Consider the following 20217-nt stretch of genomic DNA (forward strand, 5'->3'; position numbering starts at 1 on the left):
GAATTCTTGTCCGTGCAGTGAATATCAGGATTATGGCGGTGCTGTGATCAATCGGCCGAGCTTGTTATTCGGTGGAGCTTTCTTGTCGGTGGTGCGTGGTTCTCTGTGCATGTCGCCCCGCGAGTCTCAGTTCGGGATTCCCAGTTCGGAATTCCCCTTGTGTGACTTGACTGTGTGACTTGACACGAATCTAGTCGCATTTGCTCGCGGTTTCAAACATCTGTTCGACCTGTGTCGCTCGAACAGGAGACTTTGTCAGTCAGACGTGGTAGAAATTCGAACATGCGTTCCATCGAACGCAGGTTCGAACCGCTAACGAGTTCGAATGAGCCGGTGTAGATCCGCGGAGGTCAAGATGGGCAACGCAGCACTGAAATACGACGCAGCTTTCGAGTACGACCCAGCTTCTGATCAGGCACTTCCGCATTCTCCGGTGGCGCCGAAATATCACGCGTCGTTCTACGATGCCGCGCCGTACGACGAGGCCGTCGGGGCGATGGCCTACCGCGTCCGCCGTGAGGCGATAGACATTCGCGGACGTCGTGACGCTGTTCGTGAGCCGGCCGGTGATCGCCGATTCGATCGAGATTCGGATTCTTCGCGACCGCACAGCGGGAACTTCGACCATCGCAATCGGGTGGGAGTCTCGCGGGCGCCTCATCTCGTCGATGTCGATCGTGTCGATTCCGGTGGCGTCGGTTGGCGGAGTATGGCAACGGGCGTGCTGTTGACGGCCGTGACGGTGCTCGGTCTGGTGGGGCTCGCTGCTGTGTCCACAAGTGGTGCTTCGGATCCGGTCGGTGCTACCTCCGTTGTACGTGTTGCAGCAGGTGAATCGCTGAGCGACATCGCAGCCGATATTGCTCCCGGCCAATCGGTGGGTGTTGTTATCGAGCGGATCATGGATCTCAATGCAATGAATGATTCCAGGCTGAAGGTAGGTCAGACGCTGATTGTTCCTGTCGCGCAGGGGCGTTGAGGTCCGCGCAGTGCGATTCGAGGTTACGGTGTGCGCCGGTGTCGAGCACACCGCGGCCGGAGAAGGACCGAGCATGCGTTCGGGTGGTGTCGAACGAGTAAGCTGTGAGCTTGACAGTCACACCACCTCGGGTGGTCGCGCAACTGCTCTGTGAATCTTTCGAAGATTTGCAGTTGGTGGAAATTTCGATTGCGGCCATTTCCGGCAACGAAGAAGGAACCGCGATGCATTGCCCGTTCTGCCGGCACCCTGACTCCCGAGTGGTCGACTCGCGTGAGGCGGATGAAGGTCAGGCAATTCGCCGTCGTCGTTCGTGTCCCGAATGTGGCCGTCGCTTCACGACAGTCGAGACGGCGGTGCTGTCGGTAGTCAAGCGCAGTGGTGTCACCGAGCCTTTCAGTCGCGAGAAAGTGGTCAAGGGTGTGCGCCGCGCGTGCCAGGGCCGTCATGTCGACAACGATTCGTTGAACTTGTTGGCTCAGCAGGTCGAGGATGCCGTGCGTGCTTCCGGTTCGGCTGAGATTCCGAGCAACGAAGTGGGATTGGCAATCTTGGACCCGTTGCGAAACCTCGACGAGGTGGCATATCTCCGGTTTGCGTCGGTCTATAAATCCTTCAGCTCCGCCGAAGATTTCGAGCGAGAGATCACGGATATGCGAACCCGTGTGGATGCACAAGCGTCCGGCGAAGAAGTTGTCTCAGTCGACTGAGTCCTGTCGAGGGAGCATCCTTAGATAACGCTCCGAGAACAAATGGGGCTTTTGTCCCTATTCTCCGGCCCTAGACGCCTACGCTCGACGAGTACGTTCAGCGGTCCGAGTCGGAATCGCAGCATTCGGGCCGAAAGTCCGCATCTGTCGTTACGGAGGCGTTATGCCCTTGAACGGAATCCTCGCAGTAGTCAACAGCCTGGTCACGTTAGGTTTGGCCAATACTGTCGCAACGATCGGTGGCTCGGTCGCCAACGTGAACATTGTGCAGTGAACTCCTGACGATCAGCGTTTGATCGACTCGATTGCTTTGAGTACCCGCTTCTCCGAGACCGGAGTCGGGGTACCCAAGGACTGTGCAAACAATCCCACCCGAAGTTCCTCGATCATCCACGAGATGGCGTCGACATCTCGGGCGGTACGACGCTCTTCCGGCAGCGAATTCAACAATCTGTCGTATGCGGCGTATACCCGATCGAGAACGTCCATGGCCTGTTGGTCGCGATGAGCGCTTGCAGGAAGCGCTTCGAGTCGGAAGGTCGCGGCCGCCAAGTATCGGGGAAGCTCGCGTAGTCTCGCCGAACCCAATTCCGCGACAAATCCGGGGAAGAGGAGCGATTTCAGTTGCTCGCGAACGTCTTCGGCGGCTTCTCCGCTGGATCGGTGGAGGACGACATTCAAGCGGTGTGATTGTTCGAGAATGGGAACGATCATGCGCAGTATCGCGGACACGCGCCCGGCCAATTCCGATCGGGCCACTTTCACGAGTGCCTCGAATGCCTCGGGTGTCCGCACCGGTCCACCGTGGGCAGCGATGATCTCGTTGGCTGCGGCAACACGACAGTCCTCGACCAACGCTTCGAGGCTTCCGTCGGGATTCTGTCCCAGCATGAGCCGGTGTGTATTGGACAGCCCGGATGTCACTGCCTTGAGTTGTGTGGGTACAGCCGCGAGAAGAAGAGCGCGAGTGCCCTCTCGCATGGCTTGTGCCTGCGCTGCGGGGGTACTGAGAACCCGTACGGCCACGCCGCCGTTTTCCGGCACCAGCGCCGGGTATCCGGTGACCTGCTGGCCGCCGATGCTCCGGGTGATGGTCGACTCCAGCGCGCCCAGTGTCTCGGAAGTCCACACCGTCGCTGCTGCCCGCTCGGTGCCGGTCGCTGCCTTGGCAACTTCCTTCTGAACTCGCGGGGCGAGAGTGCGTCGCAATTGCGCCAGGTCCTTGCCCTTGGCCAAAACTTTTCCGGATTCGTCCTCGACCACAAACGTCATCCGAAGGTGATCGGGAATGGCGCTCGGATCAAAATCCTTGGCGTCGATGTGCGTTGCACCCAAACGAGACAACTCGCGTGCCATCGCGGTGAGCAGCGGTTCCGATCGTGGCTTTACCGAAGCCAGTGCTGCGGCTGCATAGTCCGGTGCCGGAACAACCTGTCGCCGGACGGTCTTGGGTAGCGTCTTGATCAATGCCGACACCAATTCGACGCGCATGCCCGGTACCAGCCAGTCGAACCCGACGGGTTGGAGTTGTGCGAGGAGGCCGACGGGAATGTGCGCGGTGACACCGTCGTCGTCCTTGCCTGGTTCGAATTGATAGGTGAGTGGCAACAGCATGTCGCCCTGACGCCAGGCGTCCGGGTATTCGCCGCCCAAAACCGTTGCGGCGTCGGAATTCACGACGGTTTCGGGTGTGAACGTCAGCAGGTTCGGATCTTGCCGGCGCGCAGCTTTCCACCACTTGTCGAAGTGGCGCGCCGACACAGCTTCGGCGCTGACGCGGGAGTCGTAGAACTCGTAGAGCGTCTCGTCGTCTACCAGGATGTCGCGTCGACGAGCTCGGTTCTCGAGTTCTTCGACATTGTCGAGTAGTGCGCGGTTTTCGTGGAAGAACTTGTGCTGGGTGGTCCATTCGCCCTGTACCAGTGCATGACGGATGAACAGTTCGCGCGAAATTTCCGGATCGATCGACGAGTAGGTGACAGCGCGCCCGGTAACCAGGGGTACGCCGTAGAGCGTCACGCGTTCGTAGGCCATGGCCGAACCGCGCTTGGATGACCAATGCGGCTCGGAATAGGTTCGTTTGACCAGGTGGGGGGCCAGTTTCTCGGCCCACTCCGGTTCGATGCGCGCGGACATACGCGCCCAGAGCCTGGTTGTCTCCACCAGTTCGGCGGCCATCACCCAGCGTGGTGGCTTCTTGAACAGGCCGGAGCCGGGGAAGATCGCAAAGCGGCTTCCGCGAGCGCCGAGGTAGTCGCGCTTTTCGCCTTCACGAAGTCCGATGTGGGAGAGCAGACCAGCCAGCAACGACTGGTGGATCGAATTCTCGGCCGCGGGTAGTTCATTGACCGACCAACCGAGTCCGCGTGTGATCTGACGCAACTGTCCGTGCAGATCTTGCCATTCGCGAATGCGCAGCCAGTGCAGGAACTCGTTGCGGCACATCTTGCGGAATTGGCTCGAGGACAGATCGTTTCGCTGCTCGCGGAGGTAGTCCCACAACTTCAGGTAGGCGAGGAAGTCGGAATTCTCGACCGTGAAGCGGGCGTGCTTCTCGTCGGCGGCCTGCTGGAACTCGGCGGGCCGCTCTCGTACGTCCTGAATCGACAGTGCCGCGACGATGACAAGCGTTTCGTGCAGTGCTCCGTTTGTCTTGGCTTCCACCAACATTCGAGCCATGCGAGGGTCGACGGGAATCTGGGCCAATTCGCGGCCGATCGGCGTCAGTTCCGGATGTGACGCGTCGGATCCTCGTGAGATTGCACCCAGTTCTTCGAGCAGGCCGATGCCGTCCTTGATGGCCCGCGAATCCGGTGGCTCGACAAAGGGGAATGCGGCAATGTCTCCGAGGTCAAGCGCCGTCATCTGCAGGATCACAGATGCCAGGTTGGTGCGCAGGATCTCCGGTTCGGTGAACGCCGGCCGGGCTTCGAAGTCCTCTTCGGAATACAGACGGATGCAGATACCTTCGGCGACACGGCCACAGCGACCGGACCGCTGACGCGCCGACGCCTGGGAAATCGGTTCGATCGGCAGCCTTTGCACCTTGGTGCGGACCGAATACCGCGAGATGCGCGCCGTTCCGGGATCGACGACGTAGCGAATGCCGGGAACCGTTAGAGAAGTTTCGGCGACGTTGGTGGCCAGGACAACTCGTCGACCGGTGTGCGGAGAGAACACCTTGTGCTGTTCGGCTGCCGACAGACGTGCATACAGCGGAACAATTTCGGTATTGCGAAGTCTGCGGTCGCGCAATGCATCTGCGGTGTCACGAATCTCGCGTTCACCGGACAGGAAGACCAGGATGTCGCCCTCGCCCTCGGCGCTGAGTTCGTCCACAGCTTCACAGACGGCGTCGACCGGATCTCGGTCGTAGCTGATGTCACCGGACTCGACAGTGAGTGGGCGGTAACGCATTTCCACCGGGAAGGTTCGGCCGGACACCTCGACGATCGGTGCGGGCTTCCCGTCGACGGCAAAGTGCTGAGCGAACCGCTCCGGGTCGATGGTCGCCGAAGTGATGATGACCTTGAGGTCGGGCCGGCGGGGGAGTAGCTGCGCCAGATACCCGAGGATGAAGTCGATGTTGAGGCTGCGTTCGTGAGCCTCGTCGATGATGAGAGTGTCGTAGCGGCGCAACATCTTGTCGCGCTGAATCTCTGCCAGCAGAATGCCGTCGGTCATCAACTTCACGTATGTGCGATCGGAAACCTGATCGGTGAATCGCACCGTGTAACCCACGGCGTCGCCGAGTTCGGTATCGAGTTCTTCAGCGATCCGCTCGGCGACCGTTCGCGCAGCGAGCCGGCGGGGCTGTGTGTGCCCGATCAGTCCTCGAACGCCGCGCCCCAGTTCGAGGCAGATCTTGGGGATCTGAGTGGTCTTGCCTGAGCCGGTCTCGCCGGCGACGATGACTACCTGGTTTTCGGAGATCGCACGAGCGATGTCGTCCTTGCGCTGGCTGACCGGCAGGGCCTCGGGGTACGACACCGCGGGCACGCGAGCCGCGCGTTCGGCCAGCCGGACACGTGCGGATTCGATCTCCTGGGCCAGTGCGGTCAAGTTTTCCGGAGTGCGGGCGCGGTCGAGTTTGCGCCGCAGACGGTTCTCGTCACGGAGTGAGACCTCGGACAGGGCGCGTTTCAGGTCGCTTCGTCGTGGTGAGAGCGGGGCCGGTGGTGTTGTAGACATGCTGACGAACAGCTTATCGAACGCCGGGAAAAGTCCCACCTGCAGAGTGCGTTGTGACACGATCGGGCAGTGACGACATTTGCGACATCCACTCCGCTGGCGGTAAGAATTCTGCGTCTTGCGTTTGCGGTCTACGGGCTGACCGCCCTGTTGTGGATCCCGCTACGCAATGCCGAGGGATTCTCGCTCGTCAACTACTTCAGCTATTTCACCATCGAGAGCAATATCGCTGCAGCCGTCGTACTGATTGTCGGAGGGTTGCGGGATCCGCAGTCGCGTACCTGGCAGACGGTTCGAGGTGCCGTGACGCTCTACATGGTGATCACGGGCATCGTCTACGCGGTTCTGCTGTCGGACGTCGATGTAACGCTGAACGACGCCTGGATCAATGCCGCCCTGCATCAAGTTCTTCCGTTGGTGCTGCTGGCCGACTGGGTGTTTTCGCCTCCACGCCACCGCATCTCCGAGGGATCGGCGTTGACGTGGCTCGCTTTTCCCGCGCTGTACGCCATGTATTCGCTGGTTCGCGGGGCAATCGTCGACTGGTACCCGTATCCGTTCCTGGATCCCCGGGCCCACGGTTCCGTGTCCCTGGTTGTCGGGCTTGTCGTTCTTGCAGTGGCGATGGCGTTGATGGCGTTGGCAGTCAACGCCGTCGGCAAACTGGGGGCGCGGTGGCGGTACGGCGATACCGAACGGGCTTCGGCCGAGCTGTGAGATTTGCTCTCGGACAGCTCAGCTGACGACGGTGCGCGCCCGCTACTGCGCTGGAACTTCCTGAAGTCCGAGGGTGTTGCCGGTGGCAAGAACCTGATCGAGACGGTCGATGTTGGGGTGCTTGCCCGGGTTCGCGCGCGCATCTTCGGTGTGCTCGGCAAAGATTGCCAGTGCAGCTGTTGCGGCTTCAGGGGTGATTGCGCCGTAGACCTGCGCCAAGTGGTTGTAGACCTTGACCGAACCGGACTTGCCCGGCTTGTTCTCCACGGTGTCGATGACTGTGCCGTCGGCGTCGAGCACGTTGATGGCGGCGAGGTGATCGATCGAGGGGAGGGCGGCAAGATTCTCGGCAAAAGTCATGGTGATGAGATTACGTGCCCAGCACGGGGACGCCCACGCTGGGCAGCATCACTCGGGGGCAGATTTGTGGTGTCGATATAGTTGCTGCACATCGTTTGCACACCAGCATCGTTGGTATTCGTTTGGACTCGAAGGGGAAAATGATGGCTTCGGCACTGTGGCACGGGTTCGCGGATATGGGCGCGGTCGAGAAGAACGGCGCATTTGTCGTCTCTCGCGGTGAAGGCGCGTACATCTGGGACTCGCAGGATAATCGATACCTCGACGCAACTGCCGGGCTCTGGTTCACGAACGTGGGCCACGGCCGCACCGAGATCGCCGACGCCGTTGCCGCTCAGCTGTCGAAGATCGCCCACTTTTCCAACTTCGGTGATTTTGTCCCCGAAACCACACAGGCATTGGCCGAGCGTCTCGCGAAGATCGCGCCGGTTCCCGGCAGCAAGATCTTCTTCACCTCGGGTGGTTCCGATTCCGTCGACACCGCAGCGAAGCTGGCGCGGCGGTACTGGCACGAGGTCGGCCAGCCCGACAAGAACATCATCGTCGGACGCCAGAAGGCCTACCACGGAATGCATGTTGCGGGAACAGCTCTCGCCGGCATCCCGGTCAACCGTGAGGGGTACGGCGAGCTGATGGCCGATGCTGCCACCGTCGGCTGGGACGACGCCAAGAGCCTCCTCGAATTGATCGAGAAGGTCGGCGCGAACAAGATCGCCGCATTCTTCGCCGAGCCCATCATCGGTGCCGGCGGCGTGTACCTTCCACCGGAGGGCTACCTGGCCGAGGTTCGTGACATCTGCCGTGAACACGACATTCTGTTTGTGGTCGACGAGGTTGTCACCGGCTTCGGACGTATCGGTGGCGAGTGGTTCGCCTCGACCCGTTTCGATCTGCAGCCCGACATGATGACCACCGCAAAGGGTTTGACGTCCGGATACGTTCCGATGGGTGCCGTGTTCATCGCTCCTCGCGTCGCCGAGCCGTTCTACAACGGCGCTTGGTGGCGTCACGGCTACACCTACGGTGGGCACGCCGGAGCGGCAGCCGCCGCCATGGCAAACCTCGACATCCTCGAGCGTGAGAACCTGCTCGCCGAGTCCAAGCGGCTCGAAGCGTCGTTGCACACACACTTGCAGCCGCTGGCCGAGCACCCGCGAGTATCCGAGGTCCGCAGTGGACTCGGCGCCGTCGCCGCGGTCCAGTTGGCAGACCCGGCCGAGGCACTGCCGTTCGTGAAGACGTTGCGCGAGCACGGAATCTCGGGTCGCGCGGCAGGTCAGGGAGCTATGCAGATTTCCCCGACCTTCGTGATGACGGACGATCAGGTGGCCGAGATGGCTGCGGGAATCCTCGCCGCTCTCGGATAAATTTTCGAACTAGCTGCGGCGTCGGAAGATTTTCTTCATCCGGCGCCGCAGTGTGCTCGGGACCGGTTCCAGTTCGATGGTGTCCTGCTCCGACGCCCTGGCATACGCCTGCGTGTATCGCTCGTGGAGAACGGAGCGAATCTCGTCGGGGGAGTACGCCCGACGCGCTCGCTCATTCCGCACGGCGAGTACACCGGTGGCCGCGACCCCCATAGCGCCGGCGAGGCCGACGAGCTTCCATACGTGCGAGGCGCGAAGTGTCATCCCTCTAGGCTAGAGGTTATGGACAGACGATCGCGCTCTCAGGTGACTCTCGACGAGGCTGCCAGTGTCACCCGCACTGGCGATATCTGGATCTTTCGCGGAGATTCCACGGCCGACAAGGCAATTCAGACGCTCACCAACAGCCCGGTCAACCACGTCGGGATGTCGGTGGTGATCGACGATCTGCCACCGCTCATGTGGCACGCGGAGCTCGGTCACTCGTTGCAGGACATGTGGACCGGTCGCTTCCAACGTGGTGTGCAGCTGCACGATCTGAAGGCGGCTGTGCAGGTGTGGGGAGCCAAGTACGGTCAGCAGGGTTGGCTTCGGCAACTCGACACTCCGGTCGCGCGTGAACAAGAGGATGCGTTGCTGCGCACCATTGCCCGCTTGGACGGCACGCCGTTTCCTTCCACCGCTAAGCTTGCGTCACGCTGGTTCGGCGGGCGCGTCCCGAAGTTCCGGAAGAAGCCCGAAGCGCCGGCGTCGGGCATCGAAAGCGCCTACTGTGCCGAAGTTGTCGCGCAGACGTACGAGGCAATGGGTCTGATGGTCGGGAACCGTCGCATCAACTGGTTCGACCCCGGCAAGTTCTGGAGTGGCGATCAACTGCCGCTCGCACCCGGAGTCGTGCTCGGCGACGAAATTGCCGTGACGCTCAGCGCCGCGGACCTCGAGGCAGGACGGAATCCGGCAGGGCAGTCACAAAGTTCGTGACTGCTCGGCAACCACGCGTCCGCCTACCTCCAGCCACCCATCGGGTGAGTAGGTGGTGTGCAGGATTGATCCCCGTCCCTGAGTGATCCGAAGTGATTTCCGGAGGTGATCGGTGATGCGCAGCGCTGCCGAGCCGGTAGCTTCGTCCTCGGGGATTCCCATTTCCGGTGCGAACATCCTTGAGCGGATGGAAGATTCGAGTTTGTCCTGCCACGCCCACAGGTAGGAGTGGTCGGTTTCGTAGTCCGACGGAACGGCGTCGATCACGTCGTCCACCGTTTCGAGAGGGTAGAGGGCAAACTCCGGCGCCCACTCGGCGCGGGCGCGAACCCACATGAGGTTGCCGCTGTGGCGCACATCGAGTTCGCCGGCGGGGACGCCCAGTGTTGTCACCGGTCGAGCCTGCTCGTGCAGCCACCAGGTGAGACCGACCGTGGGATGGCCGGCAAAGGGGAGTTCTGCTGCCGGAGTGAAGATCTGGGCGCTCGCTCGTGTGGCGCCCACATCGGGGAGATCGACAAAAATCGTTTCGCTGTACCCGAGTGCCTCGGCGACTTCTTGCCGTTCGGATAGTGCGACCAGTGAAGCGTCGACAATCCCGAGTGGGTTGCCGTGCTTTCCGTTTTCGTCCGTGAAAACCCGGACCACACTCACTTCGATGCCCATCGGTCCACAGTAGCGCGCGGGAAATACGACTAAACCCTCCCCACCATGGAAGGTGGGGAGGGTTTAGTCGACTACTGCGTCGGTCTGAGATCAGACCTGTGCGGCAGAGAGGATCTCGTTGGCCTCGACAGCCTGCGCGACACCCATGACGATGGAACCGGCACGGATCGCTTCGAAGATGACCTCGCGGGAAACGCCTTCCTGACGGAGGGTGTTCTCGTGAGCTTCGAGGCAATGGTTGCAGCCGTTGATCGCGGAAACCGCGAGCGACCACAATTCGAAGTCGGCCTTGTCGACGCCCGGGTTGCCGATGATGTTCATCCGCAGGCCCGCACGAAGGTCGTCGTACTTACCGTCAAGGTAGCCCTTGGTGCGGTAGAAGACGTTGTTCATGCCCATGATCGCCGCTGCGCCGAGCGCTGTGTTGTACGCCTCAGCAGACAGATTGTCTGCCGCCTCGGCTGCGATCTCCTTGAGCGTGGTCGCCGACTTGGTGGCAGCCGCGGTTGCGAGGAGGGTGCCCCACAGCTGCTGCTCGTTCAAAACCGTGGTGCGTGCAATGGAACTCAGGTTGAGCTTGAGATCCTTGGCGTACTCGGGAAGCGAATCTTTCAGGTTGTCGACGCTCATGATCAGACGCTCGCGTTCAGCAGCTCGCCGGCGTTGATCGTCGGGTCGCCCTTCTTCCAGTTGCAGGCGCACAGCTCGTCGCTCTGCAGAGCGTCGAGAACGCGGAGAACCTCGTCGACGTTACGGCCGACGGAACCGGCTGTGACGGAGACGAACTGGATCTCGTTGTTGGGGTCGACGATGAACGTCGCGCGGTCTGCAACGCCGTCAGCGTTGAGGACGCCGGTGGCCTCGGCAAGCTCGCGCTTGAGGTCCGAGAGCATCGGGAAGGGGAGGGTCTTGAGCTCGTCGTGCTGTGCACGCCACTGGAAGTGAACGAACTCGTTGTCGACGGAAGCGCCGAGAACCTGTGCGTCGCGGTCTGCGAACTCGTCGTTCAGCTTGCCGAATGCTGCGATCTCCGTGGGGCACACGAACGTGAAGTCCTTGGGCCAGAAGAAGACGATGCGCCACTTGCCGGCGTAATCGTCGCTCGTGATCTGAGTGAAGTAGTCGTCGGGCTGCTGAGCGTCGACCTTGGAGAGGTCGCCGCCGATAACGGCCTTCAGGTTGTATGCCGGGAACTGGTCGCCGATTGTCAGCAGAGCCATATGTCTCGTCCTCCTACTTGTCTTGTGAACAGGTTTTTCTCACACGCACGATCACGAATGACTGTGATCGAAAGTTCTCGATACCGCCGAAGCGGGTCTCACCGTCGTGGTGCATGACCGGCGCTTTTTGGTATGAGTCCATTCTGCATCAAAGTGGTCAAAAGGTAAAGGTGATAGGTGGCACTACACTGATAGGCATGGCTGATCAGACTTATCAACCTTCCTTGTCACAGCTGCGTGCCTTCGTCTCGGTGGCGGAACATCGCCACTTCGGCACCGCTGCAGCACGTTTGAGTGTGAGCCAACCCACACTCTCGCAGGCGTTGGCCGCGCTCGAATCGGGCCTCGGCGTGCAATTGATCGAACGCAGTACCCGACGCGTCCTCGTCACCGGCGACGGTCAGCGGCTCCTCAGCCAAGCGAAGCTGATCCTCGAAGCCGCCGACGGATTTGTTGCGAGCGCCGCCGGAATAGGGGATCGATTGGCCGGGCCACTTCGGATCGGGCTGATTCCCACTGTCGCGCCGTACATTCTGCCGTCACTGCTGCCGGCATTGCGGGCATCCATGCCGACGGTTGCCCCTCACGTCATCGAGGACCAAACCGCACGACTGCTCGACTCGCTGCGATCGGGTGCCCTCGATCTGGCCTTGCTCGCGCTGCCCGCCGGCGCGCCTGGGCTGATCGAGATACCGCTCTACGACGAGGATTTTGTTCTTGTCGTCCCAGTCGGCCACCCGTTGGCGGGGCGCAGTGATCTCACGGCAGACGTCCTCGACGAACTGCCCTTGCTACTTCTCGACGACGGGCATTGCCTGCGGGACCAGACGCTCGATCTGTGCCGCTCCGTCGACGCCCACCCGCTCTCCGGGGATACCCGGGCAACATCCTTGGCGACGATCGTGCAGTGTGTTGCCGGCGGCCTCGGTGTGACCTTGGTCCCCGAATCGGCTGTGCCGGTCGAGAGTCGGCGAGGTGAACTCGCCACGGCGACATTCACGGCGCCGGCCCCCGGCCGGACTATCGGACTTGTGTTCCGCTCGTCCAGCGGCCGTGCCGAAGGGTTCGGGCAGTTGGCGGAGGTGGTGAAATCCGTGGCGCCGGGGCAGACGATCACTCAGTGACGCTGTCATTGAGGCCGGCTTGATTCCCTCAGATCAATATTTGACGGGTTTGGCATCCGGAAACCCTGGAAGAAACTCCGGAGCCTTGTGGAAATTCCACAAGGCTCCGCGTTCGATAACCCTGGCGTCGAAGGTAGCCGGATTTGTCTCGAGGATTGGCCGGAGTCCATCGGCGACATTTGAGAGCGTGACGCCGACAGTGGTAAGGGTGACGATTGCGGTGTGTGCCGCGACATCGAGTGTGTCGAGTATGGCGCCGATGTTGTCCGCAATCCCTGGCCTTGCGCTCGCATCGGTGACAATGGCAGTCCCGATGGTGTCGACAATGCGCCGGCGGGCATCGGTGATCGTCTCGGCCCAGTCTTCGCACACAGTCGCCAGGTTCTCGTACTTTTCGTAGACGTCTCTAGCGGAAACGTAGACGCCGTTCATGTATGCCAGGGCATGTGGCACCTCGTCCGAGGCAAATTCTTCGATGTTGCCCCAGGCGTTGCCCGTTGTGCCGTTTGCATCGCGTAGACAATCGGAAGCCGTGCGCCATACGGAAGCGAGTGCGCGCAGTTTGTCAGGCTTCCCGTCGGGCCACTGACGCCCGTCGATTTGCCGGCTGATCAACTCCCATCCGTCCGGTGCGTCGGCGCCGCCGCCCACCGAGCCCTTGAATGACGGTGCAGGAGAAGCAGGAAGCTGTGGGGGAGCACTTTCGGCGGGTTCTGCTGGGATCTTCTCCGATCGCTCGATATTGATGTAGTTGACCCACGTCGCTGCAAGTAGGTCGTGCAGCTTCGCGGACGCGTTGGCGATGTTCATTCCGGCGGCAACGGCGTCGATAGCAGTGCGGTCGTAGCCCTCCGCCCAGTCTTTGCCGGCGTTGTCGCTCCCGGCGCACGCGGAGTATGTGTCGAGTGCTGTAGCAAGCCAACGGATTACGTCCTCGGTGTAACTTCTGATCGCGTTGTAATCTGTGGCCGCGTCGAGGAGGATCCGAGGCTCGAACGGTGTGGGCGGCATTAGGGCTACCTCTCTGCGTTGTGCTTGATTTTGGCGAGGTCTCAGTTGGGTGCATTCAGATCGCGCCGATCTTCGTGAATGTTCGGTTGGGCTCGAGGCCGGTAGGCACTCCACAGCAGCCCTGGCGAGTGAGATACGGCCGAAACTCAAGTGAATGTCTTGTTCAGTCGGCGAATAGGCCAACCTCGTATTCACAGTTTGGGTCTACTTCGATCGGTTCATGGATGTATTTTGCGAACTCGAGCACTTTGTCGTGAGGTACGCCACTCTGACCGGCTATGACTGGTAATTCGAAGTCGCTATCGTCGATGCCGAGAATTTCTTTTACGATTTCGACAGTCATATCGTGCAATAGGTATTTGGCGGTGCGTAGCTCGGTGTCGTTGTCGAAGGCTTCGAGATGCCACATGTCTCATCTTCCTGCTCTACGGCCAGGGTCGGAGGGTTTAGTCTGCGTTCCGGTGGCGGGATCGAATTCGCCTAGATGCGTGCCGTTCTTGCTGTATTTCTCGACGGCGCCGTGTGCCGACACGGTCGGAAGCTGCGACGCCGGCCCCTCCGGGGGCTCCGGCGGGTTGGTATTCGATCGCTCGGTGTTGGCGTGGTTGACACCGGTCGCCGCGAGCAGATCGTGCATTTTGCTGAACGCGTTGACAATGTTTGTTCCGGCGGCGGCGGCATCAAATGCGGCGGGGTCATAGCTCGCGGCCCACCCGGCTCCCGCGTTGTCGGTTCCGGCGCACCGCCAATTGATTTGGAGCGTTTCACCGAGCAGGCGGATCACACTGTCAGTGCTGTTGCTGACCGTTTTGTACTGTGCCGCAGCGTCGATGAGGACTGCGGGGTCCATCGTGATCGGCGCCATCAGGGCCACATCCCACTGTTGTGTCTCGCGTTGGCGAGATAGCGATCGTGCGCGCCCCTGGCCATCGATTCGAGTTCGGACAGGGCAGTGCGCATGTCGATCTGCTTCGCCCTGCCGCCGAGACCGAGGATCTGCTCGGTGTCGGCGGTATAGCGGCCCATCAAAAGTCCATGTTCAGTTGAACGGTGGAGATCCCGCCCGCGTTGTTGTTGTCGGTGGTGCGGTACTCGGTAGCTGCTTGATGCAGCAGTCCGGCGTCCTCGGTGAGTGCGCCCGCGACCTGCCGGGCGGAGTCGACCCACTCGGCCCACAGTGCGGCATGGGCGCGGGCGGCGTCACCGGTCCATTCGTTGGTCATCAGGGATTCGGCATCGCGGCGCAGCGTTTCCACGTCGTCCCAGAATTCGTCAGCGAGGTCTGATATTCGTGTCGCCGTCGCGTGCATCTGTTCGGGATCGCAGCGCATCAGTACCTGCCAATTGAATTCTGGTACAGGTAATTTGCCGCTTTGGTGCTGTTTATCCCCACGATGGATCTACGCATTTACTGGTCCCCCCGGTCAGTGTAAATCTCGACGGAGTGTAGACCAATGTGACTGTATGCCACCAATTCGTGGTGTTGACGGCGTGCGCACGCAGAGGTTTGGCAATGCGAATTTCGCCGCCGGGCGTCAGCAAAAGTGGACTCGCGACGCGTGACTATTTCGCAGCGATGACCGCGCCGGGATTGAGAATTCCTAGGGGATCAAGCGCATCTTTGATTTTCCGGTTCAACGCCATGACGTCCTCGCCCAGCTGAGCTGGTAACCAGTCGCGCTTGATCCGGCCCACACCGTGCTCGCCGGTAATGGTGCCGCCCAGTGCAATTGCGAGATCCATGACCCGACCGAATGCGATCTGGGCGCGCTCGGTCATATCGGGATCAGACGGGTCGAACACGATCAGCGGATGAGTGTTTCCGTCGCCGGCGTGCGCGACGGTGCAGATGAGGACATCCAGGTCCGCAGCGATTGCTTCCACCCCGGTGATCAATCGCGGCAGTGCTCGCATCGGAACGCCGACATCTTCGAGGAGCAGATTCCCCAACGCTTGAACGGCAGGAAACACCGCCCGTCGGGCCGCAGTGAAAGCATCACCCTCTGCCTTGTCGTCTGTCGCGAAAACTTCGGTAGCCCCGTTGTTTTCACAGGCCGCGACAATGCTCTCGATCTCGAGCTCGCCAGCGGCGCCGGGCGCATCGGATTGGGCCAGAATCAGTGCTCGAGCCTTCCGGTTGAGTCCCATCCGGACCGAATCCTCGACGGCATTGATGCTGGCGTGATCCATGAACTCGAGCATTGCCGGCCGAATGTTGCCGGTAATAGCCAACACTGCGTCCGCGGCTTCCTCGACAGAATCGAATGATGCCACCACCGTCGACGCCGGGGGCTGAGCGGGAATGAGGCGCAACGTCAGTTCCGTGATGATGCCCAGAGTGCCTTCGCTGCCGACAAACAGTTTCGTGAGTGAAAGCCCGGCAACATCTTTCAGTAACGGACCACCCAATGACACCGCGGTGCCATCGGCGAGTACTACCTTCAGGGCAAGCACATAATCGGTGGTGACACCATATTTCACACAACAGAGTCCGCCCGCATTAGTAGCGGCATTGCCGCCAATGGAACAGATCTCGAAAGACGACGGATCCGGTGGATACCAGAGTCCGTGCTCAGCGGCAGCGTTCTTGACCTCGGCATTCATCAGACCCGGCTGCGTGACAGCGACGCGAGCCACGGGATCGATCGTGATCTGACGCATCTTCTCGGTGCTGACCATGACACAGCCGTCGACAGCGCTCGAACCACCGGAGAGTCCTGAGCCGGCACCGCGCGGAACGACGGGAACACGGTGTTCGGTTGCCCAGCGCATCACAGCCTGGATGTCTTCGGTGCAGGTGGCCCGGACAACAGCCAAAGGGGTGCCGGCATTCGGATCTGCCGCCCAGTCCTGCCGGTAACCAGCCGTCAGGTCCGGATCGCTGACGAGCGCACCGTCCGGCAGTGCCGCGATCAGTTCTGCCAGGACCGTCGAATCAACCGAAGTCATGACTCCATCATGCGCGCAGAACTCCGGAATGCGAGGTGAGTTGGAGGAACTCCCCGCTAGCGGCCCTTCGGTTTGCCCGTGAACCGGCCACCCGAACTCTTGGTACCGCCGGACTTGCCGCTACCCGCCTTGCCACCGGCCTTCGCCTTACCGCTGCTGGTGTTGCGGCCCGAAACACTTTTTGCCGTTCCGCCACTCTTGGCTTTGTGGTCGGCTTTGGCCGCCTCGGCACGGCGTTCCTTTGCCGCTTGCTTTGCCTTGACCGAACCCTTGATCTTCTCGGCGGGTTGACCGTTGCGTCCGCGTGAACTCTGAGCAGTACGTCCGCGCACGATGCCGATGAGTTCTTCGACCAATTCTGTGGTCTTGGACTCCAACCATGCCAAGGCGATCGGAGACTCGGGAGCGCCGGCAACCGGACGGAAGGTCAGATCCTTGCGATGGTGCAACCGCGCCACCGAATGCGGGACAACAACAACGCCGATGCCGGCCGCAACCAACTCGATGGCGTCGGCGATCGTTTCCGGCCGCTCGGCTGCTGCCTTGCCCGGACGGGTCGGCCATTCGAGGGTGTCCTCGAGAGGATCGAGCACAATCTCCTCATCCAGATCGGCCACGGAAATCTGTTCTACAGCGGTGAACACATGATCCTTGGGAATCACCACGACGGGTGTCTCCGCATACAGGGATATCGCGCTGAGTTCGGTGCGATCGATCGGCAACCGAACCAGACCGGCGTCGGCTTCTCCCGCCCGCAGCGCTGCGACAACCTCGAGAACCGGAAACTGGACCAACTCCAGACGGACGTCGGGAAGCCGCTCGTGCCACACCCGAATCCACTTGGTCGGCGTTACCCCGGGGGCATACGCGAGTCGAAAAATTGCCGGACTATCCGCGTTGCTCACCCGCCAAGGCTACCGCCTTGGTAAAACGTGACGCGATGGCTGGCTACTCTTGACGCATGACGTCGAACAAAACGCCCCAGACGATGAAGCCGACGACGGCTGCCAAGAAGCTGGGTGTGTACCTGGAAGCAACACCGAAAGAGTTCCAGGAAGGCGACGTGACCCGTGAAGAACTGACCGCGCTTCAGATCGAAGCTCCGGAGTGGCTGCTGGAACTGCGCCGCACCGGCCCGCACCCGAAGCAGGTCATCGCCGCAAAGCTGGGCATCTCCATCGCCGGCCTTGCTCGCGGCGGTGTCGAAGAGGCACTCACCACGGATCAGGTTGCTGCCCTGCTGGAAGAAAAGCCCGAGTGGCTGGAGAAAGAACGCGCACTGCAAGCGGAGGTGCGCGCTGAAAACCTTCGTATCAAGGAAAAGCGCGCGTCGCGCCGCAATCAGCCGCGCAAAGCACGCCGCGGCTGAGCCCGCTGTGCGCCTTTGTCAACCGCGGGCGGTTAACAAAGGCGCACAGCAGTGCTAGCCCTCGACGATGCTGAGCTCGTCGAACACGATTTCACCCAACGCGTCGGACTCCGGGATGTCGACGACGCCGAGCAGTGCCCAGCCGTGATCACCCTCCGGGTCCTCGAGCACCTGACGCACTCGCCAGAACTCACCTTCCTCGACCACCTGGAACAACGCCGGCCCACGCGCTGACGGCCCCGTTCCGATCGAGTTGTACTCCTCGAAGTAGGGGAGTAGCTGCTCTTCCCACTCGGCGGCGTCGATACCGTCGTCGAGGTTTTCCAGTTCGTTCCACTGCCGCCGCGACGCGAGGTCGATCCGACGGAACATCGCGTTGCGCACCATGACGCGGAACGCACGCGGGTTGGCCGAGATCGGCCGGGGGATATCGGCGCCGAATGCAACCTCTTCGGTGTCGGCCTCGGCGCCTGGGTCGGTGAGAGACTCCCACTCGTCGAGCAGGCTCGAGTCGACCTGTCGGATCAACTCACCCAGCCACTCGATGATGTCTTCGAGTTCTTCGGTACGGGCCTCGGTGGGCACGGTCTGGCGCAGTGCCCGGTAGGCGTCCGCAAGGTAACGCAGAACCAGTCCTTCGGAGCGGGTGAGGCCGTAGTGACTGATCAATTCGGCAAAGGTCATCGCGCGTTCGATCATGTCGCGCACGACGGATTTGGGGGAGAGCGCAAATTCGGTGATCCACGGATGACCGCCGCGGTACATCTCGAAGGCAGGGAACAGTAACTCGGCCAACGGTTTCGGCCAGGTGACCTCTTCGAGGAGTTCCATGCGCTCCTCGTACTCGATACCGTCGGCCTTCATCTGCGCAACAGCCTCACCGCGGGCGAAGTGCTGCTGGCCCATCAATACCTGACGGGGGTCGTCGAGTGTCGATTCGATGATGGACACGACATCGAGTGCGTACGTATCGGATTCGACGTCGAGGAGTTCGAACGCGGCCAGTGCAAACGGCGAGAGCGGCTGATTCAAGGCGAAGTCGCGCTGCAAGTCCATCGTCAACCGCGCCATCCGGTCGTGCTCGTCGGGTTCGTCGAGGCGTTCGACAATGCCGGCGCTCAGCAATCCGCGGTACAGCGAGATCGCTTTGAGGATGTGCTTGCGTTGCGCCGGACGCGATTCGTGGTTGTCCTCCAGCAGATGTCGCATCGCGTCGAAGCAATTACCAGGTCGGGCAATAACATTGAGCAGCATGGAGTTGCTGACGGAGAACCGCGACACCAATGGTTCCGGTGATGCCGCAACCAGGCGGTCGAACGTGGCTTCGCTCCACGAGACAAATCCCTCGGGAGCCTTCTTGCGTTGAATCTTCTTGATCTTCTTCGGATCGTCGCCCGCCTTGGCGACTGCTCGCAGATTGTCCACCTCATGTTCCGGTGCCTGCACGACGACGGTGCCCATCGTGTCGTAACCGGCGCGACCGGCACGACCCGCGATCTGATGGAACTCACGAGCCTTCAGATGGCGGGTGCGGACGCCGTCGTACTTGGCGAGACCTGTCAGCAACACAGTGCGGATCGGAACGTTGATGCCGACGCCGAGTGTGTCGGTGCCGCAGATGACCTTGAGTAGGCCGTCCTGAGCCAGTACTTCGATGAGCCGTCGGTACTTGGGCAGCATGCCCGCGTGGTGAACGCCGATGCCGTGGCGAACCAACCGGGAGAGGGTCTTGCCGAATCCTGTTGTGAAGCGAAATCCGCCGAGTGCCTCGGCAATTGCTTCCTTCTCCGCTTTGGAGCAGAAGTTGACGCTCGTGAGCGCTTGCGCTCGTTCGAGAGCCGCTGCCTGCGTGAAGTGCACGATGTACACGGGAGCTTGGTTGGTGGTGACCAACTCTTCGATGGTCTCACCGACCGGAGTGGTCGCGTACGAGAACATCAGGGGGACAGGGCGTTCGGTACCGGAAACGACGGTGGTGGGCTTGCCGGTGCGACGCGTGAGGTCCTCGGAGAAGAAGTCCACTTCGCCCAGAGTTGCCGACATCAGCAAGAACTGGGCGTGCGGCAGTTCGATCAGCGGAACCTGCCAGGCCCACCCACGATCCGGTTCGGAGTAGAAATGGAACTCATCCATCACGACCTGGCCGATGTCGGAATCGGGTCCCTCGCGCAACGCGAGATTCGCGACGATCTCCGCTGTCGCACAGATGATGGGAGCCGACGAGTTGACGGCAGCGTCGCCGGTCATCATGCCGACGTTCTCCGCGCCGAACACCTCGCACAGGGCGAAGAACTTCTCGCTCACCAACGCCTTGATGGGCGCGGTGTAATACGTACGTTTGCCCTGGGACATCGCGTAGAAATGCGCACCGATCGCCACCATCGACTTTCCGGAACCGGTTGGGGTAGCCAAAATGACATTGGCACCCGAGACCAGTTCCATCACAGCCTCTTCCTGGGCAGGATAGAGCGTCAAACCACGCTCGATTGTCCAGGATAAGAAGGCGTCGAAAACGGAATCGGGATCCGCGTTGTCGGGGAGCAGTTCCGTCAGCAGCACTTGTACAGGTTAGC

General features: G+C 61.2%; 21 protein-coding genes. 7 read left to right on the plus strand and 14 right to left on the minus strand.

Annotation, left to right across the window (positions count from 1 at the left end; genetic code table 11):
* Positions 1-325 precede the first annotated feature (325 nt).
* Complete coding sequence (locus FFI94_RS12660) at positions 326-979, plus strand: LysM peptidoglycan-binding domain-containing protein (protein WP_260684047.1); 654 nt, start codon at positions 326-328, stop codon at positions 977-979.
* A 224-nt stretch (positions 980-1203) separates the two neighbouring features.
* On the plus strand, positions 1204-1689 hold the full coding sequence (gene nrdR, locus FFI94_RS12665) for a transcriptional regulator NrdR (protein WP_138873156.1): 486 nt from the start codon (positions 1204-1206) through the stop codon (positions 1687-1689).
* A 285-nt stretch (positions 1690-1974) separates the two neighbouring features.
* Here nrdR and hrpA read toward each other — a convergent pair whose 3' ends face one another.
* Complete coding sequence (gene hrpA, locus FFI94_RS12670) at positions 1975-5880, minus strand: ATP-dependent RNA helicase HrpA (RefSeq protein WP_138868171.1); 3906 nt, start codon at positions 5878-5880, stop codon at positions 1975-1977.
* A 69-nt stretch (positions 5881-5949) separates the two neighbouring features.
* Here hrpA and FFI94_RS12675 point away from each other — a divergent pair, with 69 nt between their 5' ends.
* Positions 5950-6597 (plus strand): Pr6Pr family membrane protein, encoded by a 648-nt coding sequence (locus FFI94_RS12675; RefSeq protein WP_138868172.1) that lies wholly within the window; start codon positions 5950-5952, stop codon positions 6595-6597.
* A gap of 42 nt (positions 6598-6639) precedes the next feature.
* Here FFI94_RS12675 and FFI94_RS12680 read toward each other — a convergent pair whose 3' ends face one another.
* Positions 6640-6957 (minus strand): DUF2322 family protein, encoded by a 318-nt coding sequence (locus FFI94_RS12680; protein ID WP_138868173.1) that lies wholly within the window; start codon positions 6955-6957, stop codon positions 6640-6642.
* Between the two features lie 140 nt (positions 6958-7097).
* Between FFI94_RS12680 and FFI94_RS12685 the strand changes: the two genes are divergently transcribed.
* Positions 7098-8324 (plus strand): aspartate aminotransferase family protein, encoded by a 1227-nt coding sequence (locus FFI94_RS12685; protein WP_138868174.1) that lies wholly within the window; start codon positions 7098-7100, stop codon positions 8322-8324.
* Positions 8325-8333: 9 nt separating this feature from the next.
* On the opposite strand, the gene FFI94_RS12690 is transcribed toward FFI94_RS12685, so the two are convergent.
* The gene (locus tag FFI94_RS12690; RefSeq protein WP_138868175.1) at positions 8334-8588 is read right to left on the minus strand and encodes a hypothetical protein; all 255 of its coding nucleotides are present in this window, start codon (positions 8586-8588) and stop codon (positions 8334-8336) included.
* A gap of 18 nt (positions 8589-8606) precedes the next feature.
* Between FFI94_RS12690 and FFI94_RS12695 the strand changes: the two genes are divergently transcribed.
* Entirely contained in the window at positions 8607-9305 is a 699-nt protein-coding gene (locus FFI94_RS12695; protein WP_138868176.1) for a hypothetical protein, read from the plus strand.
* Here the strand turns inward: FFI94_RS12695 and FFI94_RS12700 are convergent.
* The 3 genes from FFI94_RS12700 to FFI94_RS12710 form a co-directional block, all read right to left on the minus strand.
* Positions 9291-9971 carry a PhzF family phenazine biosynthesis protein gene (locus tag FFI94_RS12700; protein WP_138868177.1) on the minus strand — a complete coding sequence of 227 codons (681 nt, stop codon included), beginning with the start codon at positions 9969-9971 and terminating at the stop codon, positions 9291-9293. The two genes, FFI94_RS12695 and FFI94_RS12700, sit on opposite strands and share 15 nt — an antisense overlap.
* A gap of 90 nt (positions 9972-10061) precedes the next feature.
* Positions 10062-10601 carry a carboxymuconolactone decarboxylase family protein gene (locus tag FFI94_RS12705; RefSeq protein WP_138868178.1) on the minus strand — a complete coding sequence of 180 codons (540 nt, stop codon included), beginning with the start codon at positions 10599-10601 and terminating at the stop codon, positions 10062-10064.
* Positions 10602-10603: 2 nt separating this feature from the next.
* Positions 10604-11191 carry a peroxiredoxin gene (locus tag FFI94_RS12710; RefSeq protein ID WP_033234808.1) on the minus strand — a complete coding sequence of 196 codons (588 nt, stop codon included), beginning with the start codon at positions 11189-11191 and terminating at the stop codon, positions 10604-10606.
* A gap of 197 nt (positions 11192-11388) precedes the next feature.
* On the opposite strand from FFI94_RS12710, the gene FFI94_RS12715 reads away from it, so the two are divergent.
* On the plus strand, positions 11389-12315 hold the full coding sequence (locus FFI94_RS12715) for a LysR substrate-binding domain-containing protein (RefSeq protein WP_138868179.1): 927 nt from the start codon (positions 11389-11391) through the stop codon (positions 12313-12315).
* Between the two features lie 33 nt (positions 12316-12348).
* On the opposite strand, the gene FFI94_RS12720 is transcribed toward FFI94_RS12715, so the two are convergent.
* The 7 genes from FFI94_RS12720 to FFI94_RS12745 all read right to left on the minus strand — a co-directional run bounded on the left by FFI94_RS12720 (position 12349) and on the right by FFI94_RS12745 (position 17180).
* The gene (locus tag FFI94_RS12720; protein ID WP_138868180.1) at positions 12349-13326 is read right to left on the minus strand and encodes a hypothetical protein; all 978 of its coding nucleotides are present in this window, start codon (positions 13324-13326) and stop codon (positions 12349-12351) included.
* A gap of 163 nt (positions 13327-13489) precedes the next feature.
* Complete coding sequence (locus tag FFI94_RS12725) at positions 13490-13735, minus strand: hypothetical protein (protein WP_138868181.1); 246 nt, start codon at positions 13733-13735, stop codon at positions 13490-13492.
* A gap of 3 nt (positions 13736-13738) precedes the next feature.
* Complete coding sequence (locus tag FFI94_RS12730; protein WP_138868182.1) at positions 13739-14191, minus strand: colicin E3/pyocin S6 family cytotoxin; 453 nt, start codon at positions 14189-14191, stop codon at positions 13739-13741.
* On the minus strand, positions 14191-14352 hold the full coding sequence (locus FFI94_RS33645; RefSeq protein ID WP_185993184.1) for a hypothetical protein: 162 nt from the start codon (positions 14350-14352) through the stop codon (positions 14191-14193). The genes FFI94_RS12730 and FFI94_RS33645 overlap by 1 nt, the downstream gene beginning before the upstream one ends.
* The gene (locus FFI94_RS12735) at positions 14352-14726 is read right to left on the minus strand and encodes a WXG100 family type VII secretion target (protein WP_260684480.1); all 375 of its coding nucleotides are present in this window, start codon (positions 14724-14726) and stop codon (positions 14352-14354) included. The genes FFI94_RS33645 and FFI94_RS12735 overlap by 1 nt, the downstream gene beginning before the upstream one ends.
* 163 nt (positions 14727-14889) lie before the next feature.
* A complete protein-coding gene (locus FFI94_RS12740) occupies positions 14890-16275 on the minus strand; it encodes an FAD-binding oxidoreductase (RefSeq protein ID WP_138868184.1) in 1386 nt (461 codons plus the stop codon).
* 56 nt (positions 16276-16331) lie between these two features.
* On the minus strand, positions 16332-17180 hold the full coding sequence (locus FFI94_RS12745; protein ID WP_138868185.1) for a LysR substrate-binding domain-containing protein: 849 nt from the start codon (positions 17178-17180) through the stop codon (positions 16332-16334).
* A 56-nt stretch (positions 17181-17236) separates the two neighbouring features.
* Here FFI94_RS12745 and FFI94_RS12750 point away from each other — a divergent pair, with 56 nt between their 5' ends.
* The gene (locus FFI94_RS12750) at positions 17237-17644 is read left to right on the plus strand and encodes a DUF5997 family protein (RefSeq protein ID WP_138868186.1); all 408 of its coding nucleotides are present in this window, start codon (positions 17237-17239) and stop codon (positions 17642-17644) included.
* 54 nt (positions 17645-17698) lie between these two features.
* Here the strand turns inward: FFI94_RS12750 and FFI94_RS12755 are convergent, their stop codons facing one another.
* Entirely contained in the window at positions 17699-20203 is a 2505-nt protein-coding gene (locus FFI94_RS12755; protein WP_138868187.1) for an RNA helicase, read from the minus strand.
* Positions 20204-20217: the final 14 nt, after the last annotated feature.

It is taken from the genome of Rhodococcus sp. KBS0724 (assembly GCF_005938745.2).
Lineage (GTDB): Bacteria > Actinomycetota > Actinomycetes > Mycobacteriales > Mycobacteriaceae > Rhodococcus_F.